At 63.3% G+C, this 26875-nt stretch carries 18 protein-coding genes (1 of these 18 running past the window's edge); 5 read left to right on the forward strand and 13 right to left on the reverse strand.

All coding sequences use genetic code 11. The features are described from left to right. The 9 genes from tyrS to smc all read right to left on the reverse strand — a co-directional run. Positions 1-1057 carry the 5' portion of a tyrosine--tRNA ligase gene (gene tyrS / locus BQ4888_RS16385; RefSeq protein ID WP_092058615.1) on the reverse strand. Its footprint begins 167 nt before the window's first position, so 1057 of the gene's 1224 nt are visible here — the first part of the coding sequence; the start codon lies at positions 1055-1057; the stop codon falls past the left edge of the window. 22 nt (positions 1058-1079) lie between these two features. Continuing rightward, positions 1080-1865: a TIGR00282 family metallophosphoesterase gene (locus BQ4888_RS16390; RefSeq protein WP_092058617.1), complete on the reverse strand. Its 786-nt coding sequence runs from the start codon at positions 1863-1865 to the stop codon at positions 1080-1082. A gap of 46 nt (positions 1866-1911) precedes the next feature. Further along, positions 1912-3441 carry a ribonuclease Y gene (gene rny / locus BQ4888_RS16395; protein WP_420841968.1) on the reverse strand — a complete coding sequence of 510 codons (1530 nt, stop codon included), beginning with the start codon at positions 3439-3441 and terminating at the stop codon, positions 1912-1914. 45 nt (positions 3442-3486) lie between these two features. Continuing rightward, positions 3487-4095: a 5-formyltetrahydrofolate cyclo-ligase gene (locus tag BQ4888_RS16400; protein ID WP_092058621.1), complete on the reverse strand. Its 609-nt coding sequence runs from the start codon at positions 4093-4095 to the stop codon at positions 3487-3489. A gap of 395 nt (positions 4096-4490) precedes the next feature. After that, positions 4491-4781, reverse strand: a complete 291-nt coding sequence (locus BQ4888_RS16405; RefSeq protein ID WP_092058623.1) for a cell division protein ZapA — start codon at positions 4779-4781, stop codon at positions 4491-4493. Continuing rightward, positions 4778-4978 (reverse strand): hypothetical protein, encoded by a 201-nt coding sequence (locus BQ4888_RS16410; protein ID WP_092058625.1) that lies wholly within the window; start codon positions 4976-4978, stop codon positions 4778-4780. Before BQ4888_RS16410 ends, BQ4888_RS16405 begins: the two co-directional genes overlap by 4 nt. Before the next feature lie 61 nt (positions 4979-5039). Beyond that, positions 5040-6281, reverse strand: a complete 1242-nt coding sequence (ftsY, locus tag BQ4888_RS16415; protein ID WP_092058627.1) for a signal recognition particle-docking protein FtsY — start codon at positions 6279-6281, stop codon at positions 5040-5042. A 47-nt stretch (positions 6282-6328) separates the two neighbouring features. Next, the gene (locus tag BQ4888_RS16420) at positions 6329-6688 is read right to left on the reverse strand and encodes a roadblock/LC7 domain-containing protein (protein WP_092058629.1); all 360 of its coding nucleotides are present in this window, start codon (positions 6686-6688) and stop codon (positions 6329-6331) included. Continuing rightward, positions 6678-10214 (reverse strand): chromosome segregation protein SMC, encoded by a 3537-nt coding sequence (gene smc, locus BQ4888_RS16425; RefSeq protein WP_092058631.1) that lies wholly within the window; start codon positions 10212-10214, stop codon positions 6678-6680. The genes BQ4888_RS16420 and smc overlap by 11 nt, the downstream gene beginning before the upstream one ends. Before the next feature lie 135 nt (positions 10215-10349). Here smc and BQ4888_RS16430 point away from each other — a divergent pair, with 135 nt between their 5' ends. The 5 genes from BQ4888_RS16430 to BQ4888_RS16450 all read left to right on the forward strand — a co-directional run bounded on the left by BQ4888_RS16430 (position 10350) and on the right by BQ4888_RS16450 (position 18444). After that, positions 10350-11210 carry an RluA family pseudouridine synthase gene (locus BQ4888_RS16430; RefSeq protein ID WP_170232921.1) on the forward strand — a complete coding sequence of 287 codons (861 nt, stop codon included), beginning with the start codon at positions 10350-10352 and terminating at the stop codon, positions 11208-11210. Between the two features lie 78 nt (positions 11211-11288). Further along, entirely contained in the window at positions 11289-12605 is a 1317-nt protein-coding gene (locus BQ4888_RS16435) for a sensor histidine kinase (RefSeq protein WP_092058635.1), read from the forward strand. An 80-nt stretch (positions 12606-12685) separates the two neighbouring features. Continuing rightward, complete coding sequence (locus BQ4888_RS16440) at positions 12686-15883, forward strand: YhdP family protein (protein WP_092058637.1); 3198 nt, start codon at positions 12686-12688, stop codon at positions 15881-15883. A 77-nt stretch (positions 15884-15960) separates the two neighbouring features. Continuing rightward, the gene (locus tag BQ4888_RS16445; protein ID WP_092058639.1) at positions 15961-16545 is read left to right on the forward strand and encodes a hypothetical protein; all 585 of its coding nucleotides are present in this window, start codon (positions 15961-15963) and stop codon (positions 16543-16545) included. Positions 16546-16563: 18 nt separating this feature from the next. After that, positions 16564-18444, forward strand: coding sequence for a sensor histidine kinase (locus BQ4888_RS16450; RefSeq protein WP_092058641.1), 1881 nt, complete (start codon positions 16564-16566; stop codon positions 18442-18444). Between the two features lie 143 nt (positions 18445-18587). On the opposite strand, the gene BQ4888_RS17920 is transcribed toward BQ4888_RS16450, so the two are convergent. The 4 genes from BQ4888_RS17920 to BQ4888_RS16470 form a co-directional block, all read right to left on the reverse strand. Next, positions 18588-20735 (reverse strand): LVIVD repeat-containing protein, encoded by a 2148-nt coding sequence (locus tag BQ4888_RS17920; protein WP_338084870.1) that lies wholly within the window; start codon positions 20733-20735, stop codon positions 18588-18590. Continuing rightward, positions 20662-24384 (reverse strand): carboxypeptidase regulatory-like domain-containing protein, encoded by a 3723-nt coding sequence (locus tag BQ4888_RS16460; protein WP_092058645.1) that lies wholly within the window; start codon positions 24382-24384, stop codon positions 20662-20664. The genes BQ4888_RS17920 and BQ4888_RS16460 overlap by 74 nt, the downstream gene beginning before the upstream one ends. Before the next feature lie 299 nt (positions 24385-24683). Beyond that, the gene (locus BQ4888_RS16465) at positions 24684-25316 is read right to left on the reverse strand and encodes a helix-turn-helix transcriptional regulator (protein ID WP_092058647.1); all 633 of its coding nucleotides are present in this window, start codon (positions 25314-25316) and stop codon (positions 24684-24686) included. Positions 25317-25613: 297 nt separating this feature from the next. Next, positions 25614-26630, reverse strand: a complete 1017-nt coding sequence (locus tag BQ4888_RS16470; RefSeq protein ID WP_092058649.1) for an acyltransferase family protein — start codon at positions 26628-26630, stop codon at positions 25614-25616. Positions 26631-26875 lie beyond the last annotated feature (245 nt).

Raw genomic sequence — 26875 nt, forward strand, 5'->3', positions numbered from 1 at the left:
CGGTGTCGGTCAGCAGCTTGCAGATCCACAGAGGGCCGGAAGCGGTCAGGCTGATCACCTCGATATCGTCGGGAATTTCCTTCTGCTTGAACTGCTGGACAAAATCCTCCTCGGCCTGCCGGGACTCGGCGGCTCCGTGGAAACGCGTCACCAGCTCTCGGGCCAGGGCCTTTTTGCTCTCCATGGGATGGGCGCCGTCGGGGCGACCGGCGACGCCGTCCTTGACTTTCTGCAAGGTGGCGAGATCGACATCGGAAAGGAGTTCATAGTAGCGCACCATCAACTCATCGGTGATGCTCATCACCTTGCCGTAAATTTCCTTGGGCGGCTCGGTGATGCCGATGTAATTCCCCAGGGACTTGCTCATCTTGTTGACGCCGTCAAGCCCTTCGAGCAGCGGCATGGTCAGCACCGACTGGGGACGCTGCCCCTCCTGCCGCTGCAGCTCGCGGCCGACCAGCAGGTTGAACTTCTGATCGGTGCCGCCCAGTTCCACATCGGACTTCAGCGCCACCGAGTCGTACCCTTGCACCAGCGGATAAAGGAATTCGTGGATCGCGATCGGCTGCTGGCCGCTGAAGCGCTTGTGGAAATCGTCCCGCTCGAGCATGCGCGCCACGGTGTAGCGGGAGGCCAGGGCGATGAGACCGGCGGCGGACATTTGTCCCATCCAGGTACTGTTGAAAACAACCTCGGTTTTTTCCGGATCGAGAATCTTGAAGACCTGCTCCTTGTAGGTCTCGGCGTTCAACAGCACCTGCTCGCGGGTCAGAGCCTTGCGGGTTTCGTTCTTGCCGGTGGGATCGCCGATCATGCCGGTGAAGTCGCCGATGAGAAAACAGACGTGGTGCCCCAGATCCTGAAACTGCTTGAGCTTCTGGATCAGGACCGTGTGGCCGACATGCAGGTCGGGAGCGGTCGGATCGAATCCCGCCTTGATTTTCAGAGGGACGCCGGTCTTCACCGACTGGGCGATTTTTTCCTCCAACTCCGCCTCGACGAGGATTTCCACCGCTCCGCGCCGGATAACGGCCATCTGTTCCTGAACCGACTTCATAATAATTTCGTCCTTCGTAGTATTAGTCAGCGAGCTCTTCAAGCACACGTTCGATGCCGACGGCGCGGCCGGTTTGCTCATCGATGGTCAAAACCACGGCGCAGATCACCGAGTCCTTCTTGGCCACCTCGAAACGCACCGGCAAGAGCGAAAGAAACTTTTCCACGGCCAATTCCTTGCGGATGCCGATGACCGAATCGCGGCTGCCGGTCATGCCGACATCGGTCATGTAAGCGGTCCCGCCGGGGAGGATGCGCTCGTCGGCGGTCGGCACATGGGTATGGGTCCCGACCACCGCCGAGACCCGGCCATCGAGATAGCAGCCGAGCGCCGCCTTTTCACTCGTCGCTTCGGCGTGAAAATCGACCAGAATGATCGGCGTCTGCCGGCGTAACTCCTCGACCAGGGCATCGGCGACGCGAAAGGGGCACTCCAGATTACCCATGAAAACCCGGCCTTCAAGATTGAGGATGCCCACCGGAATCCCGGCGCTGGTGGTGTAGACCCCATGCCCCCGACCGGGCGCTCCGGCCGGATAGTTGGCCGGACGCAACAGCCGCTTCTGGCTCTCCAGGTAGGGATAAAGTTCCTTCTTGTCCCAGATATGATTGCCCGAGGTCAGCACATCGACCCCGAGATCGTACAACTCTCGGGCCAGGTCGGCGGTGAGACCGAAGCCGGCCGCGGCGTTTTCGCCGTTGGCGACCACCAGGTCGATCTGGTGGCGGTCGATCAGACGGCTAAGGCGGCTGGATAGGGCCAGGCGCCCGGCGCGGCCGACGACATCTCCGATAAAGAGAATTTTCAAAGGAACTCCCGATCTATCGTAAGCGCCCCGCGGGGGAGCGCCAATCCTATTTGGCGTATTCGGTGGCCCGGGTTTCGCGAATGACGTTGACCTTGATCTGACCGGGATAGGTCATCTCGGCTTCGATCTTGCGGGCGATATCTTTGGCCAGCACGTAGGACTGGGCATCGGTGACATCCTCGCTCGATACCATGACCCGGATTTCACGCCCCGCCTGGATGGCGTAGCAGCTGGAGACCCCGGAAAAGGAAGTGCCGATGCGCTCCAGATCCTCGAGACGCTTGACGTAGGTTTCGAGCATCTCGCGCCGAGCGCCGGGACGGGCGCCGGAAAGGGCGTCGGCCGCCTGGACCAGCACCGCCAGGATGGTTTCGGGCTTTTCGTCCTCATGGTGGGCGGCGATGGCGTGAACAATTTTGGGGGACTCGCCGTATTTGCGGGCGAGATCCGCACCGATGACCGCATGGGAGCCTTCAATCTCGTGGTCTACCGCCTTGCCGATGTCGTGGAGCAGGCCGGCGCGCTTGGCCTGTTTGACGTTGATCCCCAACTCGCTGGCCATGATGCCACAGAGGAAAGCGACTTCCAGCGAATGCTGGAGGACGTTCTGGCCGTAGGAGGTACGATAGCGCAGCCGCCCGATGAGCTTGATGATCTCGGGATGGATGCCGTGCACGCCGACGTCGAAGGTCGCCTGCTCACCGGCCTCACGGATGGCGTCATCCACCTCCTGCTCGGCCTTGGCCACCACCTCTTCGATGCGCGCCGGATGAATGCGGCCGTCGGCCACCAGCCGCTCCAAGGTCAGCCGGGCGACTTCGCGGCGCACCGGATTGAAGCCGGAGATGATCACCGCCTCGGGGGTGTCGTCGATGATCAGGTCGATACCGGTCGCCGCTTCGATGGCGCGGATGTTGCGCCCTTCGCGGCCGATGATGCGGCCTTTCATCTCGTCCGTCGGCAAGGGCACCACGCTGACCGCCTTTTCCGCGACATAATCACCGGCGTAGCGCTGAATGGCCAGGGCGAGGATTTCCTTGGCCTTCTTGTCGGCAGTCTCCTTGGCCTCATCCTCGATCTGCTTGATCCGCTTGGCGGCGTCGTGGCGCGCCTCGCTCTCCATGCCGGCGATGATGGTCTGCTTGGCCTCCTCGGCGGTCATACCGGAAATCGTCTCCAACCGTTCGGCCTGCTGGGCAACCAGGTCTTCCGCCTCTTTTTCCCGGGCGCGCACCTTGTCTTCCATCAGCGGCAGGGCTCGCTCCCGCTGGGAAAGCTCCTCCTCCCGGCCGTCGAGTTGCAGTCCCTTGCGATCCAGATGCTCCTCACGTTGCAGCAGACGCTTTTCCTGGGCCTGGATTTCCCGACGCAACTCACGGGCTTCCTTCTCCCATTCGGCCTTGGCTTCCAGCACCGTGTCCTTGGCCTGGATCAACGCCTCCTTGTGGATGGTGTCGGCCTGCTTCCGCGCTTCTTCGACAATCTGCTCGGCGGTGAGTTCGGCTCCGGCGAGGCGGGATTCAATGAATTTGCGGCGCAGCAGGGAGCCGCCAAAAGCGCCTCCGGCCAACGCCATGAGAATCAACAACAATGTGATTTCTATAGACAAAACGGTATCCTCCTAAGAAGTGGTCAGGGGGGTCCCCCCGGGAGCCGCGACCTCCCCTAGTTGGGGAGCGAAACGCAGAATCCGGGACTCGGTAATTAACAGGTGCATGGCGATGTCGTGATTCTCCACGGGCAGGCTCGCCGTCAGTTGCAGTTCGTAACAGAATCCGGCCCGCAGGGGTTTCACGTCGGAGCCATGGAAAAAGCGGTCGTAACAACCCTTGCCGTAACCCAACCGGAACCCTTCCAGGTCGTAGGCGACTCCGGGGATGACCATCAGGTCGATGGTCGCCAGCGGAAGGAGGCTTACGCCAACGGGTTCGAGGATGCCGAAGCGTCCAGGGCGCATGCCGTCGAGGTCGGACACCTCGACGAATTCCAGACCGGTTGCGGCGACTCGGGGATAAGCCAGCCGTTTACCCGCCTCGCGGGCGGCATGAAAAATCGTATCCGTGGGAACTTCGTCGCGAACCGGGCTATACAGGGCCAAAACGTTCGCGGCGACATATTCCGGGGTGCTCAGCAGCCGGGATTGGGCAGCTTGGCCCCAGGCGGCACGGTCGGCCATCGAGATCCGCCGACGCCGTTCGAGCATGGCGGTACGAAGGGATTGCTTGGGCATGGCCAGAGTGCTCCGCGCGGGAGCCCTGGAGGAGGGACAAGAAAGGCAGGCAGGCGGGGTTCAGGGGACCATCAACCACGAATCATCGTAAGCCGGCAGGCGCAAGGGGGAATTTCCCCTGTCACTTGAGTCGAAACCGTAAGAATCTTATCGGCGAAACTCCTTGAGCCGGGGTCGCGAAAGGCACTTATTTTGGGCCTGCGAACGCCCTGCAAAGGCTACGATAACTATGAAACAAAGCCGAGGCTGAAAACCAAACCGGTAAACCGTCGCGGCCCAGCCGCGACCCGTGGGGTACTGCCATTTCGATGTCGCATCTCCAACAGGGAGATGATGGTAAGGGAGGCGCGAGGCCGAAGGTTCGACCAAAACACGTCATCCCGGAGTCCGGCCGGTTATTGCCCGGCAGACTGATCGTCCAGTCGTTCCAGCAGGATGCGCAGGCGACGATTCACGTCCTCGTCTCCACCCGACGCGACCGTTTCCTGCTGCCGGAGCAAACGCCCCGAAACATTCATCAGGGCCAGTATTGCGCTGGCCAGGGTATCGGCGGAACGGCCCGAAGCCATTACCTCATTCAGTCGGTCATTGACGAAACTCGCGATCCGCCGCACTTCTTCGTCCGACTCCGCGCTTCTGACCACATAAGGCTGGCCAAGAATCATGACCTCCACCGATTGCTTCAAAGAGCCTCCTCATCGAGAAGGTCCAGACGGCCGATGATCCGGTCAAGCTCTTCACGGAAAGTCTGCCGCTCCTCCAGAAGCGTCTGATTTTCCTCTTCCAGTTCCCGCACCCGCCGACCCAGTTCGGTCTGTCGGTCGAGCAGTCGGGTCAATTTTTCTTCGAGCCGAATAATCAGCTCCAGAGTATCGGATGCCATCTTGAAAGACTCCAGTACGATAGAAAATATTAGAAAATGGGTCGGATAAAGTCAAGAATTTTCAAGACTCCCGGAACAATGCGTCGACAAAGAGATCGGGATCGAAGGGCCGCAGATCATCGACCCCCTCGCCGATCCCCACATATCGCACCGGCAGACCCAGCTCGGCGCCGATGGCGACCACCATCCCCCCCTTGGCGGTGCCGTCCAGCTTGGTCAGGGCAATGCCCGAGACCTCGACCGCCTCTTTGAAGAGCCGCGCCTGAATCAGGGCGTTCTGCCCGGTAGTGGCATCGAGCACCAACAGGGTTTCGTGCGGGGCGCCGGGGATCTCCCGCCCAAGCACCCGACGGATCTTCTTCATCTCTTCCATGAGATTGACCTTGGTGTGCAACCGGCCGGCGGTATCGAGAATCAGCACATCAGCCTTGCGGGCCAAAGTCGCCTTGGCGGCGTCAAAAGCCACGGCGGCCGGATCGGCCCCCTCGCCGTGACGAATCACCTCGACCCCGGCGCGCTCCCCCCAGATCGCCAGTTGTTCGGCGGCGGCGGCGCGAAAGGTGTCGCCGGCACCGAGCACTACCCGCTTGCCTTGGGCGGTAAACTGTCGGGCGAGCTTGCCGATGGTGGTGGTCTTACCGACGCCGTTGACCCCAACAACCATAATCACGAAAGGCTGGGCCTGATTCAGGTCGAGCGCCCCCGCTTCCAGTTTGAGGCGCTCGCGCAGCTCCTCGCGCAAGGCCGTGCGCAAGGCGGCGGGGGACATCTCGCCCCGCGCCACCCGGCCGCGCAGCGCCTGGATGACGTCGCCGGTGGTGGCCATGCCGAAATCGGCGGTAATGAGTAATTCTTCCAGGTCATCGAGCAACTCGTCGTCCACCCGACGGCCACTTAGCAGGCTATCGAGGCGACCGACCAGGGCGCCCTGGGTCTTCGCCAGCCCGGCACGCATGCGCTCGAAAAGACTCGCGGGCGCAGCCGCCGGGGCTTCGACCGTGATTTCCGCCGGTGGAGTCGGCGCCTCTTCGACCGCCTCCGCTTCGGCCTCCTCTTCAGCGGTGACTTCCGCCCGGCGTGGCGGAACCGGCCGTTGGCGCCGCCCGATCCGCAGCAGCAGCAAAATGAAGAGCGCCACCACCAGGGTGACCAGCAGATAGAGGGCGCCGAGCGCCCCGACTTCGCGATAGATTTCCGGCACGCCCAGCTGCCCGAGGAGCGGAGCGACGGTCTGCACCCAAAGCTTGAGCAACTCTCCGAACTGGGCGAGATAATTCTTCAGAAGATTGGAAAACTGATCCATAGTCAATTCACTCCCGGGATACGGCAAAACGGAGGGCACGGAGGCGCTCAGCCGATCTCCCTGATCAATCGCGCGACACAGCGGCGCGCCTCGAAAAGCGCCCGCCCAAAGGCCTCCCCCCGCGCCAGGGTCAAGACCAGAAAATATTCGGAAGTCACCGGCAAGACCAGAATCTCCATGCGGTCCGTGGTGATGACGATCTCCCGGGGTTCGGCCCCATCGAGCCGTTGTACCAGATCCCGCAGGCGGTTGAGAATCACCCCCTTGTGCGCGCCGATCACTTTGAGCTCGTAGGCGTCCATGCGGGCGACCTGATCGACCGCCTCCCCTTCCCAGTCGGCGAGGATCGCCCCGCCGGCGCCGGGCACCGCCGCGACCAGATCCCCCAGAATCGTCTTAAAGGCCATAAGCCTCCTCGAATTCGTGGAAACGCACCGAGACCAGTTTGGAAACTCCCGGTTCCTCCATGGTCACTCCGTAGAGGGTATCGGCGACCTCCATGGTCCGCTTGCTGTGGGTAATGATGATGAACTGGGAAACCTGGGACATTTCCTTGATCATTTCATTGAAGCGGCCGATGTTGGCGTCGTCCAGGGGCGCATCCACCTCATCGAGCATGCAGAAAGGGGAAGGCTTGATGAGGAAGATGGAAAAAATCAACGCCACCGCCGTGAGCGCCTTTTCCCCGCCGGAGAGGAGGCTGACGTTCTGCAGCTTCTTGCCCGGCGGCTGGACGATGATCTCGAGCCCCGTTTCCAGCAGGTCGCTCTCGTCGGTCAGCCGCAATTCCCCCTGACCGCCGCGGAAGAGACGCGGAAAGATCTCCTGGAACTTGGCGTTGACCAGATCGAAGGTCTCGCGAAAGCGCTTGCGGGTGGTGCGGTTGATTTTGCCGATAGCGGTCTGGAGTCCATCCAGGGACTGTCGCAGATCCTCCTGCTGCACCTGGAGAAACTGGCCCCGTTCTTCCAGCTCGCGATATTCCTCGATGGCGGTCAGATTGACCTCGCCGATCGCCTCAACGGCCTGGCGCAACTCCTCCAGGCGCCCTTGCGCCGCCGCCGCGACCTCCTCCGTCGCCGCCACGCCGTCGCGCAGGTCAACGCGATAGCGTTCCAGCACGTTGGAATGGAGATGTTCCGCTTCCAAAGCCAGCTCCCGCAGCCGCAGCTGCCCGGCGCCATGGGTCTCGCGCAGGGTGTCGAGCTGCTCACGCAACCGGCGCAACCCGTCTTGGCGTTCCTCCAGCTGTTCTTGGGCCAGAGCGAAGCGCTCCCGAACTTCGGCCAGGCGCGCCTGATCCTCAACGTGGCGCTTGGCCAGCACCTCCTGCTCGATCTTCAGCCTCTTGCTCTCGGCTTCCAGGCGCGCCTCCTCCTCCAGCGCCTCCCGGCAGCGCTCGACGATGAGCGTCCGCCGGCTCTGCAAATCCCGGCGCAGACGGGCCAGGCGCTCCAACTCTCCCCGGTGGCCGTCCTCCCGCTCGCGCAGACCGGCGACCGTCACCTTCAGCGCCGTCAACCGGTCGCGCACCACGGCGATTTCCCGGCGCAGCACCTGGGCCTCTTCCTGAATCCGGGCAACCCCTTCCTCGTACTCCAGGCGTTGCCCCTCCAGCTGCGCCCGGCCGCTTTGGATCTCTTCCAGGCGGCGGTCGAGCTCCCGCTCCTCGCCGTGCAGTTGTTCGTCTTCGAGGACCAGCACCTCCAGCCGTTCGTCCAGGCGGGCGCGGGTATCTTCCAGGCGCTGCAGATCCTTTTCGCTGTCCATGACCTTGAGCGCCTGCCCGTGGCGGGCGCTTTCGACCTCGCGCAGCCGTTCCTCGCTCTCGCGCAGGGCCTCCCGCAAGTGCTCCCGCTGCTCTTCGAGGGCGGCAAGGCGCTCTTCCTGGGATTCGACCAGCACGGCGAGTTCCTTCATTTCGCGTTTTTTATGCAGCAGCCCCTGCCCCAGCCCCTGGCGGCCGCCGCCGGTGAATTCCCCGCGCCAGCTCAAGAGTTCGCCGGCCTCGGTGACCAGCAGCGTTCCGGCGGGGAGGGGACGCCCCCAGTAGGGTTCCAGGCTCGGTACCTGGCCGTAACCGGCGAGGAGAGCGCGGACCAGATCCTCGCTCCCGGGACGGGGGCTGACCAGCTCCGCCAGTGGGCGGGCGCCCTCGGGAAGCGCCGAGGCCGTCGCCGTCCAACCGGGCCAGGCGAAGGTCGAGCGGCCGTCCTGCCCACCGAGAAAAGCGGCGGCGACGACGGCGGTTTCGCGATCGGGGGCGACCAGCGCCTGCAAACGCTCGCCCAAAACCGCTTCCAGGGCCGTTTCCAGATGGGCCGGGGCTTCGAGGTGATCGGCGACCACCCCGGAGAAACGGCCGCGCCACTCCGCGTCGGCGAAGAGCGCCTTGACGCCGCCGCCATAGCCTTCCAGATCCCGCTCCAACTGGCGCAGGGAGAGGAGCCGGGAACGGCTCTGCCCAAGCTCCTCGCGGTGGCGGGCGAGCATCGCCTCGTTTTCCTCCCGCTCTTCCCGTAGGCGGGCGACGGCGGCACGCAACTCTTCCTGCTCTTCCCCCAGGGACTCATGAGCGGCGCGCAGGGCGGCGAGGGACGTTGCCAGCTCGGCGATCAGGGATTCGGCCTCCCCGAGCTGCTCGCGCAGGCGCACCGTTTCACTGCGCTGCCGGGTCTTGCGTTCGTCGAGCTGACGGCGGCGGCGTTCGATCTCCTGCTGACCGGCGCTGAGCTGGGACAGATCGGTCAAGAGCCGGTAGAGGAGCTGGCGGGTTTCCTGCTGCGCCGCCTCCAGATCCCCGTCGCGCTGAGTGAGTTCGGCCAAGGCCGCCTCCCCCTCGGCGAGCCGCCGCAACTCCCGCTCCAGATCCCCCCCGAGGTCTTCGCGGGTCTGCTTGAGCCGCTTCTCTTCGCCGTCGGCCTCGGCCAGACGCCGCACCACCTCCTGCTCTTCGGCGAGTCCTTGTTCCCGGCGGCGCGCCAGGCCCTCCCCCTCGCGGACCGCCAGGGCGAGCCGCCCGGCAACCTTTTCGAGCTCGGCGGCGAGGCGGAAAACCTGTTCCTGCAGGCGCGCGACCACCCGCTCCTCTTCCCCTTGGGCCAAGCGCGCTTCGTCGAGCGTCCGTTCTTCCTGTTCGAGACGCGCCGCCAAAGCGGTGAGGGCCTGACGTTCTTCCTTGTCCCGCGCCCCCCCCGCTTCGAGGGTCGCACTCAGCTCGGCGAAACGCCGCCGGGCCAGCCCCACCTCGATCCCCTTGAGTTCTTCCCGCAGGGCGCGAAAGCGCTCGGCCTTCTGCGCCTGGCGCTTGAGGCTCGCGGTCTGCCGTCGCACCTCGGCGACGATATCCCCCAGCCGCAGCAGATTCTGGCGGGTCGCCTCGATCTTGCGCAGGGCGGCTTTCTTGCGGGATTTGTACTTAGTGACCCCGGCCGCCTCTTCGATGAGAAAACGGCGATCCTCGGGTTTGGCGTTGAGGATCATGCCGATCTTGCCCTGTTCGATGATCGAATAGGCCCGCGCCCCGACCCCCGTATCCATGAAGAGTTCGGAGATGTCGAGGAGGCGGCAGGGGGTCTTGTTGATCAGATATTCGCTGTCGCCGTTACGGAAGAGCCGGCGGGTAACCATGATTTCCGCGTATTGGCGGTAGGCGGCGGGGGCTTGGCCGTCCTCGTTGGCGAAGATCATCGAGACCTCGGCCATGCCCAGCGGCTTGCGCGACTCGCTGCCGCCGAAAATCACATCCTCCATAGCACGGCCGCGCAGGTTCTTGGCGTTCTGCTCTCCCATCGCCCAGCGGATGGCGTCGACGATATTACTCTTGCCGCAACCGTTGGGGCCGAGGATGGCGGTAATTCCCGACTCGAAATCGAGGGCGACCCGATCGACGAAGGATTTGAATCCCTGGATTTCTACCCGCTTGATCTTCATGGATGAGGAAAAGACGACTCCTGGGCCGGACGGCCGGGATAAATCAAATAGCGTGGCATGTTATCAAGGGGGCCACGGCATGTAAAGATTTTATCCGGTTGCCTTTAATCCGCCTTGGGAGGTATGATCCGGGCCATGATCGAATGGCAGGTACAGCCCACCGAGGCGGGCAATCCCCTGGAATTTCTGACGAATCGCCTTCCCGGCGCGCCCCGCTCCTACCTGCGCCAACTGTTGCGTAAGGGCCGGGTGCGGCGCGACGATGGCCCCTTGGACGAAAGTGCCGTCCTGCGCCCGGGGGATCGCGTCATTCTGCCGGAGAGCGCCCGCCTGCGGCAACTCCTTGCCCTCCCCCCGGTCCCGGTTATTCTTTACGAGAGCCGGGAGATGCTGATCGTCGAAAAACCGGCGGGCCTTGCCGTGCACGGCAGTCAGGGGCACGAAGAAGACCATCTGCTCGGGCGCATCCAGGCACTGCTGCAAGAGCGCCGGGCCCCTTACTCGGTGGCACCGGTGCATCGCCTCGACCTGGAAACCTCGGGGCCGATCCTCTTTGCCAAGGGACGCCAGGCCGCCGGTCGCCTCGGCCAACTCTTCATGGACGGGGCCGCCCAGAAAAGCTACCTGGCCCTGGTCGCCGGGGAACTGATCGGCGCCGGACGGCTGGAGAGCCCGGTGCGTGCCAAGGGGAAGCTCAAGGCGGCGACTACCGACTACCGGACGCTGACGGGATTCGGCGACTTCACCCTGGTGGAACTGGAGCTGCTCAGCGGCCGCACCCACCAGATCCGCCAACAGCTATCCGCCGCCGGCCATCCCCTAACCGGCGACCGACGCTACGGCGGGCCGACGCCGCCGGGGCTGAAACGGCTCTTTCTGCACTGTCGAAAACTGGCGTTGCCCGATCCTTTCGGCGGCCCGGACGTCCTGGTGGAAAGCCCGCTCCCCGCAGAGCTGGCCCAAGTTCTGAACGCATTGGGGGCACGGACTCCCTGAAACCCTTGATCGACCACCCCCTTCGAGCAGCAGGGATAACAGCCCGGGAAGGGGCGCCTGGCCCGCGAAAGAAACCGGATGTATCGCAATTCCACAAGCCGCCGGCAAAGCCGCCGGATTCCCCTGAAGATCGCCGGCATCTACGCGGTCATCGGCACCGCCTGGATTCTCCTCTCCGACCGGGCGCTCTCGGCCCTGGTCGCGGACCCTTCGCTTACGGCCCGCCTGCAAACCTACAAGGGCTGGTTTTACGTTCTCGCCACCTCCGCCCTCCTTTATCTGCTGGTCCGCCGCCATACCCGGGCCCTCGGCACCCAGTTCGAGGAAATCCGCACCATCTTCGACTCCTTGAACGCCATTGTCTATGTCGCCGACCTGGAGACCTACGAACTCCTGCACCTCAATCGCCTCGGCGAAGAGCTGTCGGGAACCCGCGACTGGCGCGGCAAGCGCTGTTTCGAAGTGCTGCAAGCGGACCAGCGGGGGCCCTGCGGCTTTTGCAGCAACAGTCGCCTGGAACTCGGTGGCCAGGCTCGCGCCCCCTACTCCTGGGTTTTCCGCAATACCCGCAACCAGCGCTGGTACCAGTGCATCGACAAAGCCATCCCCTGGTCCGACGGCCGGCTGGTCCGCCTGGAAATCGCCATCGACATTACCGAAAGTCGGGAACTCGAAGAGCTCAAGGACCAGATGCTGTCGGCAGTCAGCCACGAAATGCGCACCCCCATGACCGCCATCCTTGGCTTCACCGAGTTCATGCTCGAAGAGGAAGGTTCCGCCGAAGAGCGGCGCGGCTATCTCGAAGCCATGCATCGGGAAGGACAACGCCTGAACCGCCTGATCGACAACTTTCTGCGCCTCGGCCGCCTCAAGTCGCAGCGGGAGAGCCTCCACCGCGAACGCCTGCATCCCCAAGAACTCCTCGCCCCCTTGGCGAAAAAGTACGCCCAGGCCTCCCCCCGGCACCCGTTGCGCTTGGAGATCGCGGAGGGGACCGGTCCTTTTTGGGGGGAAGCGGAAGATCTCGCCTTGGTCATCGACAACCTGCTGGCCAACGCCTTGCAGTACTCTCCCGAGGGTGGAGAAATCGTCCTCGGGGCCAAGTCTCGGGGGGATGAAGTCCTGCTTTGGGTCAAGGACCCCGGCATCGGCATCGAAGCAGGAGAACTGGAGAGGATTTTCGTCCCCTTCTTCCGGGTCGACAACAGCGACCAGCGCCGGACCAGTGGCGTCGGTCTGGGACTGCCCCTGGCACGGGAAATCGTCTCGCGCCATCAGGGCCGGATCTGGGCGGAAAGCGCCCCGGCGAGCGGCAGTACCTTCTATGTGGCCCTGCCGGGGGCTGCGGGGACATCGGTCGCGCCGGCTCCGGAAAGTCCGTCCCGGGGCGATTAGCGGTTTCCTTCCGCGCCGAAGCGGGCTACAATTCCCCGCACGTTCCCTCCGCACCCTTAGCCGCCAAACCGGGATTTTCCATGTTCCGCCGCCACCCCACCCTCGCCTTTTATTTCTTGCTTTTGCTCTTCGCCGCCGGGGCCGCGGCGATCTTCATCGCCACCTTCGATCTCGATCACTATCGCCGCCAGTTGGAAGAAACCCTGGCCGCCACCTTGGAGCGCCCCGTCACTTTGGGCCAGGCGCGCCTCTCCTTCGACCAGGGTGCGGCCCTCGATTTCTCCCGCATCGACATCGGCCCCACTGCCGACCGCCCGGGCAGTCTGACCGCCGCCCACCTGCTGGTCAAACCCGATCTCCGCGAGGCGCTGCAAGGGCGATTGACCTTCAACGAAATCGTCCTGAGCGAGCCGCGCCTGACCCTGCCCCCCTTCGGCGGCGCACAGATCGATCCCGCAGCCATCCTCGCCCTGTTCGACCAGCTCCGCATCCACGCCCTGAGCCTCCGTAACGGCGCGCTGTTACAAGAGGAGCCTGATCGCCAGGGTCATCCGCTGCTGCTCCTGTCCGGGGTGGAAGCCGCCCTGAGTGGCGTGAGACCGGGAGGGACGGTGGAACTGGAGAGTTCCGGCAGCCATTGGCAAGGGGATCAATCTGCCCCCTTCGGTTTGCGCGGCAACCTGACATTGGGCGCCGATCCGCGCCGCTGGGAGGATGCCCGGGTAGACCTCGCCCTGACCCTGGAACATCTGCCGCCGCAACCGCTGCTGGAGCGTTTTCTCCCCGCCGATGGGAGCCTGAGCACCAGCGGCGCCTTCTCCCTCAACGGCACCGTCCGCGGGATGCTCGATTCGGGTCTCGATCTGCGCCTGGAGCTCAGCGGCGAGGAACTGCGCCTGCACCTGCCGCAACTCTATGAAACACCCCTGCCCGTAAAACGGCTGCATCTCGCCGGGATCCTCGGCTACGCCAAAGAGAGCTGGTCCTTCAAAACCTTCACCCTGCGCATCGATGATCTTGAAGTCAACGGTTCACTGGGGCTGAGCGTCCGCGACGGGGAATCCCGGCTGGCCGCCTCGCTGAAAAGCTCGCCCTTGCCGCTGCTGGGCCTGCGCGACCTGCGACCGCTGCGCGAAGCCTGGCCTGCCGTGGAACGGTTGACCGGCGGTTCGCTGCAGATCCTGAGTCTCGAGATCGACGGCCCGATGCCCGGCCCGGGGCGGATGCCCGCCTTTCTTGATGCCCTCAAGGCGCGCCTGCGCCTGAAGGATCTCGGCGCGCGCCTGGACTGGCCCGGCGAACTGAGCGACCTCGCCGCCGAGCTCTCCTGGCAGGAGGGGCAACTGCAGGTGGAAACCGGCACGGCGCGACTGAAGGAAGAACCCTTGAATTTCTCCGGAATGGTGGAGAAACCCTGGGAAGAGAACTTCCCGCTGCATCTGGAAGCGAAGACCCTGCTTTCGGCCACGGAACTGCTGGCGAAACTCAGCCCCCGGCCGGTTCCCGGCTTGACCCTGTTCGGCCCGGTCCCCTTGCGCCTCAACCTCGCGGGCGTTCCGGAGCAGCTGCAAATCGAGCTGGCCGCCGATCTGACCCGGGTCGGCGCCGCCTATCGCGGCCAGGTCGAAAAACCGATGGGACAACCGGCCACCCTTTCGCTGCAAGGGGAAATCACCCCCGAGAGCCTGCAGGTCAAGGCCGGGCAACTGCACATGCCCCCCCTTGACCTGCATCTGAGCGGCAGTCTCGCCCGCCAGGGGCAGCGCCCCTTTAACCTGGAAATGGAACTCGCCCCTCTCGACCTGGAGCAATGCCGTTCCCAGGTGCCGTTTTTGGAAAAGCTCCGGGCCGAGGGTCGAATCGACCTGCGCTACAGCCTGTCCGGCCGCGACGGCAAACTCGAAAAACACCAGGGAGTGGCCGGCCTGCAGCGGGTCGGAGTCCATTTGACCCCGGTCATCGCCGACCTCCGGGAGGCCAACGGCGAGATTCTGCTCTATCCCAACCGCGCCGAAACGCACAATCTGAACCTCAAGCTGGGCGGCTCCCCCCTCGTTGTCGATGCGAAAGTCGCCGACTTCCGCCAGCCGGCGGTGGAGATCGAGGTCAAGGGGGATTCGATAAGGGCCGACGACATCATCTTTCCCAACGACCACGCCTTCCTGCGGCGCCTCAACGGCCACCTGCGTATCGATGGCAAGGGCATCCTCTTCGATCCGGTGCGGGTACGCCTCGACGGCGGCACCGAGGCGACGGTGCGGGGGACAGTCACTTTCGCCGACCCGGAGGTACGGCTCGATATCGACGCCCCCTACGGCAACATTGACGAGGTCATCGCCCTCTGGCAGCGCCCGGAAGGGGCTCCACCCGAGCCCCCCACCGAGGAGCACGGGAAAACCCGGCTGCTGATCACCGCCGCCGCCCATCGCGGACAGCTGGGCAATCTGCACTTTCAAGAGGCGCGCGGCGAGATCAGCCTGCGCGACGGCATGCTGGCCATCTTCCCCTTGAGTTTCCGCTCCGGTGAGGGACGGTGCGAGGGGCATGTCGCCGTCGATTCCTCGCTGGGCTCGCCTCCTTTGCTCAAGATTTCAGGGCATCTGGACAACTTCGACGCCTCGGCCATCTACCACGAGATGCTGCGCCGCAAGGGGCTGGTCAGCGGCGTACTGCAAGGGGATTTCTATCTGGAAGGACGGGCGGGAAAGAGTTTTCTGGAGACTTCCACCGGGGGGGTAGCGTTCACCGTCAAGGAGGGAGTGCTGCGCAAATTCCAGATCCTCGCCAAGGTCTTCTCCCTTTTCAACGTTTCACAGATTCTTTCCCTGAACCTGCCCGACATGGATACCGAAGGAATGCCCTTCAGCCTGGTGCGCGCCAGTGTCAAGCTGGACCAGGGCATTCTCGCCACCGAAGACCTTTTCATCGACAGCACCTCGATGAATCTCTCCCTGGTCGGCAGCCTCAATCTGCATACGGAGACCCTCGACATGGTCCTAGGGGTCAAGCCACTGCGCCTGGTCGACCAGATCGTCACCAACATCCCCCTCGCCGGCTGGCTTCTCGCCGGGGAGGAAAAGGCGCTGATCACCGCCCATTTCGCCATCACCGGCAAAACCGACGCACCGCAGGTGATGGTCGTACCCGTCACCTCCGTTTCGGAAAAGGTGCTCGGCATCTTCAAGCGGGTCTTCGGCCTCCCCGGCAAAGTCGTCTCCGATGTCGGCGAACTCTTCAAATCCTCCCCCAGCCCCCCGCCCGAGCCACAAAGAGATTGACCGGCTGGAGGCAAGATCTTAAGATTGCCCGGCGAAGCGCCACCGACATATCCTATTCTTCCGACCAGGAGCATCCTATGCGCCGTCTTTTGCTCATCCTCATTCTCATCCTCCTTTCCACAACGGCCTGGGCCCAACTCGATGGCGAAAATTTGTTGCAGATCCGCCCCCCGGACTATCAGATCAGCCTCCAGGAACGGCAGGGGCAGCAGATCGTCACCGAAATGATCCCGGCCAAGGAAACCGCGGACAATTGGAGCGAACAGGTCGCGACCCGGATCTTTCTGGAAACCGACGTGACTCCGGCCCAGTATCAGGAGTTCAGCGCCCAGGAATGGCGCATCACCTGCCCCGATGCCCGCCTGCTTCCGGGAACCGAAGGCAAGGACAACGGCTACCCCTTCTCCCTGTGGATTCAGGTCTGTCCTCGCGACACCCGTACCGGCGGACCGGAATACGCCTGGTTCAAGGCGATCCGCGGCCAGGACAACCTCTACGTCGTGCGTAAGACTTTCCGTTTCGAACCAAGCGAAGAGCAGGTCAAGACCTGGGTCCATTACCTGCGCTCGATCCGGGTCTGCGATCCGCGCCGCGCCGACGCCCCCTGCCCTCCGGCCGGCAGCAAGGAGAACAAAGCTGCCGCCGCTCCGGCCAAACCCTAGGCGCGGGGCGAGAGGGGGATGGGGGACGATACCGGGGACGCAGTCCGGCCGGGCACAAGCGCCGCCGCAGGTGGGGGCGTCCGCCGGTTTTTCGGCCAGGCCGTTCTGCTCGGCCTTCTGGCGGCGACCTCCTGCTGCAACTATCTGCTCTTCCATTCCCTGGCCGAACTTTACGCCATCGTCATCGCCTGCGGGATTTTCATTATCGCCTGGACCGCTCGGGCCCATTACCACAACGACTACCTCCTCTTCATCGGCATCGCCTATCTCTTCGTCGCTGCCTTCGACACCCTGCACATGCTCGGCTACCACGGCATGGCGGTCTTCACCGACATTCCGGGCTACAACCTCGGTCCTCAACTCTGGCTGGCGGGGCGGTTCCTCGAAGCCGGCACCCTGCTGCTGGCGCCGCGCTTCATCCGCCGCCCACTCCCCTTAAGACCGGTCTTCGCCGGCTACGGGCTGATATCGGCCCTGGCCCTCTGGTCGATCTTCGGCGCTCGCAACTTTCCCCTCTGCTTCACCCCGGAAACGGGACTGACCCTGTTCAAAGTCATCGCCGAATACGCCATCGTCGCCCTGCTGCTGGCCGCCCTGATCCATCTGGTCTCGCGCCGAGCCACCCTCGACCGCCGCATTTACCGTCTGCTCTTCGCGTCGATCCTGCTGACCATGGCCTCGGAACTCTGCTTCACCCTCTACATCAGCCACTACGGCCCCGCCAACCTGCTCGGCCATCTGCTCAAAATCGTCAGCTTCACCCTGATCTATTTCGCCATCATCGACACCGCCCTGCGCCGCCCCTTTGCCCTGCTCTTCCGCGACCTCAAGGAAGGTCGCGACAGCCTGCTGGCGGCGCAGCGGGCGGCGAAACTGGGGAGTTGGTCCTGGCGACCGGCAACGCAAGAGATGCGCTGGTCGGAAGAGACCTATCGCCTTTTGGGTCTGTCCGGGGAAATCTCCCCCCCCGGATTCGACCGGCTCATCGCCGCCCTCGATCCCTGCGACCGGGAAAATGCCCGCCAGGCGCTGGAAGCGGCGCGGCACGGCGGCTCCCTGCGTATGGAAGTCCGTCGGGATGATTCCGGGGAAGCCCCCGTCCATCTGCGCATCGAAGGGGACTGGGAGCTGGACGGCGACGGCGCTCCCCTGCTGGCGGGGATCGTTCAGGACATCAGCGAGGCAGTGGCGGCGGAAGAACTGCGGCGGGAGATCGACGGCATTACCCGCCACGACCTGCGCACCCCCCTCACCCCGATCATCGGCATCGCCGAAGTGCTGGCCCTGACCGGCAAGAATCTCACCGACGAACAGCGTGGGATGCTCGAAGACATCCGCCTGTCGGGCGTGCGTATGCTCGACCTGATCAACCGCTCGCTGACGTTGTACAAGATCGAACGGGGCACCTACCAGTTGCAGCCCGAGGCCTTCGATCTGCTCGACACCCTGCGGGAAGTGCTGCGAGAGACGGCCGAGCGGTCAGCGACGGCAGGCGTGACCTGCCGCCTGGAACCGGCGAAGGAGGCCGGAACGCAGTGGATTATCGGAGAGAGGCTGCTCTGCCACACCCTCTTCGCCAATCTCATCGGCAATGCCGTCGAGGCCTCTCCCCCGGGCGAAACGGTCATCATTACCGTGGCCGAGTCCGCCGAAATCTGGCGGGTATCCATCGACAACAGCGGCGAGGTTCCCGAGTCCTTCCGCCCCCGCTTTTTCGAAAAGTACGCCACCTCCGGCAAAAAGGGGGGCACCGGTCTCGGCACCTACTCGGCGATGATGGCCGCTCGCGCCCACGGCGGCACCATCCTTCTCCATTGCGGCGCGGGACGCACGACGCTGACGGTGGAACTGCCGAAGTCGCCCCCCGAACTCCTTAACGGGGAAAACGAAATTCCCTGACCAACCTCCCCTCTCGATCCGCGAACGATTCTCCTCTCCACACAAAAACCGACGGCGGAAACCGGTACGTTTGCCCTTAGGGTCTCCGGCAAATACGTCCCGATCTTCAGCCGTCGGTTTTCAATCGACTTCCTTTTTATGACCTACTTGAAAAAGACCAACCCGCCCGCTCCGTCACCAAGGTAAATGCGGCCATTGCTGATGGCCACATCGGAACATTCGGCGGCGGTGTCGACGCGCTCGACCAGCAGCGGTTGCGCCGGATCGGTAAAGTCAACCTTGACCAGACCGGCCGCGCCGAAGGCGATGTAGAGATTGAGGCGGCCGTCCTGCACCGTATATTTCATCCGGGTCGCGGCGCCGTCCACGTCTTCGTTGCCGGGAACTTCCTGCAATTTGAAGCGCCCGAGGGCAATCGGTCGGTAATCGTAACTGACCGTGCCCCGGGTGGTTTTCTTGAAGAGGACGGTGGGATCGACGCCTTCGGGCACATCGGCGATCAGGTCGCTCAAGGCATAGCAGACTACGCCGAAGCTGTCGTAGGCGAAGTAGGCCTTGTCGCCGATGACCTCGACGTCGCTCGCCTTGCCGTCGGCGCTGCCGACGTCGCCGTCCTCGTACTTGATCGGCTGGAAGACCTTGATGGTGCGCATGGCGTGAACGTCGGTGACATCGGCCACGCCGACGCCGTAGGGGCCGGAGGCGATGACGGCGTAACGCCGTCCGCTGGCCGGGTCGATCCACAATTCGACGCCGTGGGCGGTGCCGAAGAGGGGTTTTTCTTTGACCGTGCCGAGATTGGCGACGAAGAAACCGCTGCCCGCTACCGTCGGATCCTTGCTCACATCATAGACGGTGAGGCCGTTGCTGCCGTCGGCGACAAAGGCCAGATTGCCGGCGAATTCCACGTCATAGGCGTGGTCCTGGAAGTTGAGCTCGTCGACGTTGGCGACTTCATTGTTGTGTTCGTAAATGTCCTGCAATGAGAGCTTGAGCAGCAGCGGCGCGCCAACGGCTCCCTGCCCCGCCTCGATCTCCGCCACCCGCACCCGGCGCAGTCCGTTGCGGGCGCAAAGGGACCAGGCATTCTCGCCGCTCGGATCAATAACACTGCGCACCGTGTGCGACGGCGGGTAGATCGTTTCCCCGGCGACGGTCACCGGATACTCGTCCTGCACGGTGTTGCCGACCAGATGCACGGCGTCGGTGGGATAGCCCGCCTCGTCGGTGATTTTCCAGGCGCTGACCCCGTGCGGGCCGTCGGAAACGTAGAGATAATCGGCGCTCGCCGCGACCCCCGAGGTATGACCGATGGAGATCGTTTCGCTCGGGCTGCCGTCGGGCGCGGCACCGATTTCATCCGTCGGCGGAAAGTAGCCGGTGATGGCGTAGCGCGCCGACATACTCGCTGCTTGCAGGTTGTAGAGGTCGACAAAAACGAAACCGCCCGCGCCGGAACATTCGAGGACATCGACCGTGCCGGCGGCATCCAGGGTAATGTTGTCCATCAGCGCTAAGGTATTGCCGTGACCGTTGAGCTCGCTGGTCGCCAGCAAGCAGGGCTTCTGGAAGAAGGCCGTCGGCAGCGATTCGTTGTCGAGCGGGTCATAGGGGGACATATCGAAGGAGGTGATGTTTTCGTGATCCGGCACATGGTCGCCGGCGATGCCGTTGTCGTCGTTGTTGTAGGGCGCCCCGGCGCCGCGCCAGGATTCGGGATGGGCGGCCCCTTCGAGAAGCACCAGCCCGGCGAAATGGTCGGTCAGATAAACCGTGTTCCCCTGCACGCGCACCGCGCGCACTCCCGATTCCTTGAGCTTGCCCGCCCCTTCGTAGGGGAGCAGCGAGGCCGGCTGCGAACCGGTCTCATCGGGGCCATTGGGCGGCACCGCCGGAAAGAAGCCGAGGTAATTGCCTTGTAGCTTATTTGCCGGAGTCGCGCTGTCGAAACCGGTAACATCTACAGCCGCCACCCCGCCCAGGGAATAGGCGACATAGGCGATGGTCCGCTGATTCTGCACGGCGACGTCGACGTCGAGGGCCTGGTAATACCAGCGGGCTTCCCGCTCCAGGTCGGCCCAGGGATGCAGCATCTCGGTATTCTTGGTCTTGCCCTTGCTGGAGTTGCGGATCTCGTAGTTGACCTGACGGTAGTCGGGCATGCCGGTCGCCGCGTCGAGATAAGGTTCGCCCGTCGCCGGATCTTTGGCCACGGCGTCACGGACGATCATCCCGCCGAAATAGTCTTCGCCGCGCTGGTCGTCGAGATAGTAGTTGTAGCGGCCGACCATCTCCAGGGTTTCGGGATCGAAAATCCCCAGACCGAGCACATCGAGCGGCACAAAGAGGCGATTGCCGTAGATTCGGATGGCCTGGGCGCCCCCCCAAGGACGCTCGCCGGCATACTGCACAGTGGCCTTTTCCCGCTCGATGAGCAGGGTGCCGTCGGCCTCCCGCGCATTGCTGAAGAGATGGCTCAGCGCGGTCTTGTGGATGCCGTAATCGGCGTCGGCGAGATAGAGAGAGGTGCCGTCGGTGGCCAGGGCAACAATCGGCGCCTTGACGCTTTCGATAAGGTTGGAGTTCGGTCGGGTCGACGCCGTCGGCAACCGGCGCGACCAGGTCGCTCAGGGAGTAGCAGAGGACGCCGAAGCTGTCGTAGGTGAAATAGGCCTTGTCGCCGATCACCTCGACGTCGATCGCCTGGCCGTCAGCCGAGCCGAGTTCGTCGTTTTCGTATTTGATCGGTTCGAAGACCTTGACGATGCGCATGGCGTTGACGTCGGTGACGTCGACCACGCCGACGCCGTTGGGGCCGGAGGCGATGACCGCGTAGCGCCTACCGCTGACGGCATCGTTCCACAGCTCGACGCCCGAGGCGGTGCCGAGCAGCGGGCTGCCCTGGTTGTAGCCGATGTTGCCGACGAAGAAGCCGCTGGCGGCGCGGGTCGGATCTTTGCTCACATCATAGACGGTGAGGCCGTTGGAGCCGTCGGCGACGAAGGCGAGATTACCAACGAATTCCACGTCGTAGGCGGAATCCTGATAGTTGAAGGATTTGACCACGCCCCAGTCGGCGTTGTGCTCGAAGCTGTCCTCCATGTGCAGCTTGACCAGCAGCGGCGCGCCGACCTGGCCGAGACCGGCCTCGACGCCGGAAATCGGTACCCGGCGCATGCCGTTGCCGACGCACAGCGCCCAGGTGAACTGGCCGGAGGGATCGATGATGTTGCGCACCGTATGGGAGGCGGGATAGATCAACTCGCCGTTGACCAATTCGGGATACTCGTCTTGCAGGGTGTTGGCGACCAGATGCACGGCGTCGGTGGGATAGCCGGCGGCGTCGGTGATCTTCCAGGCGCTGACGCCGTGGGGGCCGTCGGAGACGTAGATGTGATCCGCCGTGGCGCTGATGCCGTCGGTGTGGCCGAGAGCGATGGTCTGGGTGGCGCTGCCGTCGGCGGCGGCGCCGATTTCGTCGGTGGTGGGGAAATAGACACTGATGGCGAAACGGTCGCTCATCAGCGGCGCGCTCAGGTTGGTGACGTCGACCATGACAAAGCCGCCGGCGCCGGAACATTCCAGCACGTCGATCTGGCCGGCACTGGTGACGTCGGGGACATCCATCAAGGTCAGGGTGTAGCCGTGGCCGTTGAGCTCGCGGGTCGCCAGCTCGCAGGGCGCCTGATAGTAGGCCCAGGGGAGGGACTCGTTATCGAGCGGATCCCAGGGGCTCATGTCGTAGGAGGTGATGTCCTCGTAAGCGGGGACGTTGTTGTTGGGAATGCCGTCGGTGTCGTTGTTGTAGGGGAGCGCCGGACCGTGCCAGTTCTCCGGGGTGGCGGCAGTGTTCAGGATCACCAGGCCGGCGAAGTGGTCGGTGAGATAGACGCGGTCGCCGACCACTTCCACGCCGGTGACGCCGGCTTCCTTGAGCATCCCGGCGCCTTCGTAGGGAAGCAGGCTGGAAGGATCGGAGAGGGTTTCATAAGGACCATTGGACGGCACCGCCGGGAAGAAGCCGAGATAGGCGGCATTGAAGAAATTGTCGGCGGTCGCCCCTTCGAAACCGGTGATGTCCACCGCCAGCACGCCGCCCAGGGCGTAGGCGATGTAGGCGATGGTACGCCCGCCCTGCTGGGCGATGTCGACGCCGATGGCTTCGTAATACCACTTGCCGTTGCGCTCCATGTCGGCCCAGGGGGTCGGTTCGCCGGTGCCGGTCCCTTTCATGACCACGGTGATCTCATAGTTGACCTGGCGATAGTCGGGCATGCCGGTGAAATCGTCGACAAAGAGATCGCCGGTCGCATCGGCGGCGACGGCCTGGGTGACGGCCATGGCGCCGAAATAATCCTCGCTGCGAGCTTCATCGGTGTAGAGATTGTAGCGGCCGACCTGAGCCAGGGTCGCCGGATCGAAGATCCCCATCCCCTGGGCGCCGAGCCCGGCGAAGAGCTTGCCGCCGTAAAGCATGAGATCGACGGGGCCGCCCCAGCCGTGCTCGCCGGCATACTGCACGGTGCAGACCTCGCGGTCGATCTTGAGGGTGCCGTCGGCTTCGCGCACATCGCCGAAAACGTTGGCGAGCGCGGTCTTGTGGATCCCGTATTCGTGGTTGGCGATGTAGAGGTCGACGCCGTCGCTGACCAGGGAGGCGATGGGGGAGGCGGTGCTGGCGAAGGTATTGCCGTAGAGGATGGAGCCGCCGGTTTCGGTGAAGGTCACGTTTTCCATGAGGAAGTTGACCGGCAGCACATTGACGATGCTCATCGCCGCCGGATCGGCGAGATTGACCACGGTGATCCCCGCCTCGCCGGTGGCGACCAGGGCATAAAGGCCGCCGCCATAGGCGATAACTTCGATGTCGTTGGCGAAAGCCGGCAGGGTCAGCTCATAAAAGACCCCCTTGGTCGTCCCGACCGGCGTGGCGCGCAGGGCGGTGCCCAGATTGAACAGGCACCACTCGGAGCCGGCATACTGAAAGCGGGCGACGGCGGTGGAAGAGCCGCCGATCTGCACGTTGGCGGCGGGATACTGCACCATGTCGGCCGGCTGGACGGCTACGGTCACGGTTTTGCTCACGGCCGCGGTGCCGTCGCCGACGGTGAGCTGAAAGACCAGTTCGGCCTCGGCCGCGACTTGAAGAGCGCTCACATCGGCGCTGGCGCTCGTCGCGCTCAGGGCGGTCAGAGGTACTTTCGGCCCGGAAAGTTGCGACCAGTCGAAGAGGCTTGGCGCCCCTTCGACAACGGCGCTCAAGGTAATAGTGGATGCTGCGGCTTCGACGAAAGTATCGGGCGTGGCGGTGAGGGAACTGATCGCCAGGGTTTCGGCCACCGGCGCCAGGGCGAAGTTGGTGGTCGTGGTGCCGCCGGCAACGACCGCCGCTGTTTGCGTGGCGGCGACGAAATCGGCCGCCGAGGCGGTCAAGGCATAGCTGCCGGCGGCGACGGTCAGGGTATATTTGCCATCGCTGCCGGTGACGGCGCTATAGCCGCCATGATCGGCGGCGACTGTGGCGCCCGCCAGGGCAGCGCCGGTGGCGGCGTTGCTCACCGTGCCGCTCAGCACCCCGGTGGTGACGACCGCCGTCGACAGGGCGAAATTCTGCACCGTGGTCGTCCCCACCTTAATGGTGACGGAAAAGCTCTGACTGGCGTAGCCGTTGGCGGCGGCGGTCACGGTGTAGCCTCCGGCCAGCGGCGTCAGGGTGTACGACCCCTTGCTGTTGGTCACGGCACTGTAGGTTCCGGCGCTGCCGACCACGGTGATGGTCGCGCCGACGATGGCGGTGCGGGTGCCGGCGATGGTGACCTTACCGGTCAGGGTTCCCGCATCCGTCGGTACGGGTGCCGGCTTGGCGGCGAAGGCCGAAGTCGCCAAGAAGCCGAGACAGCAGAGGAGGATCAACAATCGCAGGAAAAACATCTTTCTCATTTCTTCACTCCTTTCATTAGTTAAAACCAACCAAACACAGCGGATGGTTGTACACTTTTAATAAGCTCTTGAAAAGTTTTTTTCGGAATCGAGCGACAGTAGGAATTTAGGATTGATTTTCCCTTTCAAAAACTACGGCTTTCGTAGGAGTTTGACCCGGGTCCTCATACCAAAGTCGTAGGAAAACGATCGCCCGCGCGGAATCCGCGCGGGCGACACATGACAAGACAGGCAAGAAATAACTCAGGGTCGACGCTTATCGCCTCAGTCCAACCCTTTCGCGGCAAACCCGGAAGCCGTTAAACATGGCGCGCGATCCAGAGCGCGGCTTCCAGACGGCTGGAAACGTGAATTTTGCGGAAGATGTTGTAGACATGGGTTTTCACCGTGCGGGTACTGATACACATACGACTGCCGATCTGGTCGTTGGAGGCCCCGTTGGCGAGCAGTCCAAGCACCTCCCGTTCGCGTCGGGTCAACTGCGGCATCTCCACCGACAGGACCGGGGGGGACGGAACCATCCGGCTGAGCAGATATTCGCTCAGAATCCGACGGGGCACCCAAAACTCGCCGGCAAAGAGGAGGGAAATCCCCTTGAGCAGGGTATCCGCCGAATCATCCGCGAAAAAGAGTCCTCGTACGCCGGCGGCCAGTGCCTCCTTCGCAATGTCCAGATTTCGATCAAGATTGAACAAAGCGAAAAACGCCCCGGAAGAACCGAACAAGGGCCCCTGACGCAATCGGCAAAGGAGGCTTTCACGATCCGCGCCGAGGCAGTCGAGCAGCAGCAAGGTTCCCGGGAGAGGATCTCCATGGATGCCGGGGGCCAATAAGCACTCGGCCCCCAGTCGAGAACGGATGAACTCGGCCAGAACCTCGTTGTGCAAACGTCGCATTCCGACAATACGGACGGTTTTCCCGGTGAGATTCATAGACAGCCCCCTCGCGCGCGTCCAACCGGCACCTTCCGCAGGTTGGTACTTTCTAAAACAGGCAATTCCGATGCCAAGTTTTTTCTAATAATTCAACCTGCAGGAATCACGAGTGTTTCTCTAAGGAACCCAGATCGGCCTCTGCCAACCCCTAAATAAACATCGCAACCCAGGCTGCGCAAACTTATTAAAAAACTCTCTTCAAGCCCAGAAGCTGGGCACCGGATCAGGCGCAACCCAGGCTGCTCAAGCAACCCAGGCTGCGCCGTTTTTCGCAAAGAGAAAAGACTTACCCGATCAGCCTGCCGAAGAGGATCGCCCCCCGCCCAATAGCAGTTTGGCTAGAGGATCGAGAAGCCAGCCCTGAGTAAATCGCGCCACTGCCGGACCGGAGAGGACGACGCTCAGACCGAACGCGACCAGGAACCAGAGAGCGACGCCGAGCGCCTGCGGCAACTTCCCGGCGAAAACGAACAGGCCGAGCAGCGAAAAGAGCTTCACCACAAATCCGTGCCAGGCGTAGACATGCAGGGAGTTTGCCCCCCGTTCCGACATCCAGGTTTGCTCCTGGGGGATGAGCAGCAAGACCGCTCCCGCCGTGGCCAGGGAGAGTGCATAGACGCCGAGTCGGGCGAAAGCGCCGAAGGTTTCGGCCCCGAGGGTGGCGTAAGAAACGCTGCCGAAGAGCCAGCGCGCCGAAAAATCGTCGGCGATGAGGAAGAAAAGAAAATTGGTGGCGACAACGGCGATAGGCAGGAAGCGGGGCAGGCGCTGCCGCCAGGCCGAAACATCGAAACCGGAAACGACCATCTGCTGGCCGACGAGGAAAAAGGGGAAGAAAAACAAGGTGCGCGACAGGCCGAGAAAGTAGCCGATCTGGTCGGAATAGCCTGCCGCCAAGGCCAGGGCGAAAGCGATGGGCAGGGGATATTTCAGCTTCATGAAAAAGGGGGCGAGCAACCGCCAGCAGAAGAGGCTGAAGAGGAACCAGAGCAGCCAGTAAGGTTGCAAGCCGGCGCTGTAATGGCTGATGCGACCGGTGGTCAGCAGATTGAAGAGTTCATAGAGCAGGGTAAAGGCGAGGAACGGGACGAGCAGCGACTGGATGATTTTCGCCGACTGATCCCCCGAAGGATTCGGCTTGGTCAGCAGACCGCAAAGCAGGACAAAGACCGGCATGTCAAAGGAGTAGATGCTCAGGTACAGCGCCCGGACCAGCCCCCCCTGCCCCGCCAACGGTTCGAGCAGATGCCCAAAGACCACCAGAAAAATCATCAGAAATTTGGTGTTGTCGTACAAATAATTGCGTTCCATGTCGCCTCCCCGGTCGTGATTTGAATTGGCTTATTATCTACTTTCCGCGTTGAAATAAGCAAGCCGGCTAAAGTCCCCGCCAGGGGAATTCGGGACAATCGACAACAATTAAGTGATTGCAAGACGCGACCGTACGCAGTAACAACTGTGGATCAAACGGGTTAAAGTCCCGTCCGGGGAGTTGTCCGTTCACCCCGGTAGTTCAAGGGAGCGGCGTCTGAGTAATCAGGGGTCGTAAGTTCCCA

The sequence above is a fragment of the Desulfuromonas acetexigens genome (assembly GCF_900111775.1).
Taxonomy (GTDB): Bacteria; Desulfobacterota; Desulfuromonadia; order Desulfuromonadales; family Trichloromonadaceae; genus Trichloromonas; species Trichloromonas acetexigens.

What these genes read in the sequence shown, in the direction of transcription:
- rny (WP_420841968.1), bottom strand. Translation starts at nt 3,441, where the DNA reads ATGGCGTTGGCCGGAGGCGCTTTTGGCGGCTCCCTGCTGCGCCGCAAA.
- BQ4888_RS16400 (WP_092058621.1), bottom strand. Translation starts at nt 4,095, where the DNA reads ATGCCCAAGCAATCCCTTCGTACCGCCATGCTCGAACGGCGTCGGCGG.
- BQ4888_RS16410 (WP_092058625.1), bottom strand. Translation starts at nt 4,978, where the DNA reads ATGGCATCCGATACTCTGGAGCTGATTATTCGGCTCGAAGAAAAATTG.
- ftsY (WP_092058627.1), bottom strand. Translation starts at nt 6,281, where the DNA reads ATGGATCAGTTTTCCAATCTTCTGAAGAATTATCTCGCCCAGTTCGGA.
- BQ4888_RS16420 (WP_092058629.1), bottom strand. Translation starts at nt 6,688, where the DNA reads ATGGCCTTTAAGACGATTCTGGGGGATCTGGTCGCGGCGGTGCCCGGC.
- smc (WP_092058631.1), bottom strand. Translation starts at nt 10,214, where the DNA reads ATGAAGATCAAGCGGGTAGAAATCCAGGGATTCAAATCCTTCGTCGAT.
- BQ4888_RS16430 (WP_170232921.1), top strand. Translation starts at nt 10,350, where the DNA reads ATGATCGAATGGCAGGTACAGCCCACCGAGGCGGGCAATCCCCTGGAA.
- BQ4888_RS16435 (WP_092058635.1), top strand. Translation starts at nt 11,289, where the DNA reads ATGTATCGCAATTCCACAAGCCGCCGGCAAAGCCGCCGGATTCCCCTG.
- BQ4888_RS16440 (WP_092058637.1), top strand. Translation starts at nt 12,686, where the DNA reads ATGTTCCGCCGCCACCCCACCCTCGCCTTTTATTTCTTGCTTTTGCTC.
- BQ4888_RS16445 (WP_092058639.1), top strand. Translation starts at nt 15,961, where the DNA reads ATGCGCCGTCTTTTGCTCATCCTCATTCTCATCCTCCTTTCCACAACG.
- BQ4888_RS16450 (WP_092058641.1), top strand. Translation starts at nt 16,564, where the DNA reads ATGGGGGACGATACCGGGGACGCAGTCCGGCCGGGCACAAGCGCCGCC.
- BQ4888_RS17920 (WP_338084870.1), bottom strand. Translation starts at nt 20,735, where the DNA reads ATGGTCGGCCGCTACAACTACTATCTCGACGACCAGCGCGGCGAAGAC.
- BQ4888_RS16460 (WP_092058645.1), bottom strand. Translation starts at nt 24,384, where the DNA reads ATGAGAAAGATGTTTTTCCTGCGATTGTTGATCCTCCTCTGCTGTCTC.
- BQ4888_RS16465 (WP_092058647.1), bottom strand. Translation starts at nt 25,316, where the DNA reads ATGAATCTCACCGGGAAAACCGTCCGTATTGTCGGAATGCGACGTTTG.
- BQ4888_RS16470 (WP_092058649.1), bottom strand. Translation starts at nt 26,630, where the DNA reads ATGGAACGCAATTATTTGTACGACAACACCAAATTTCTGATGATTTTT.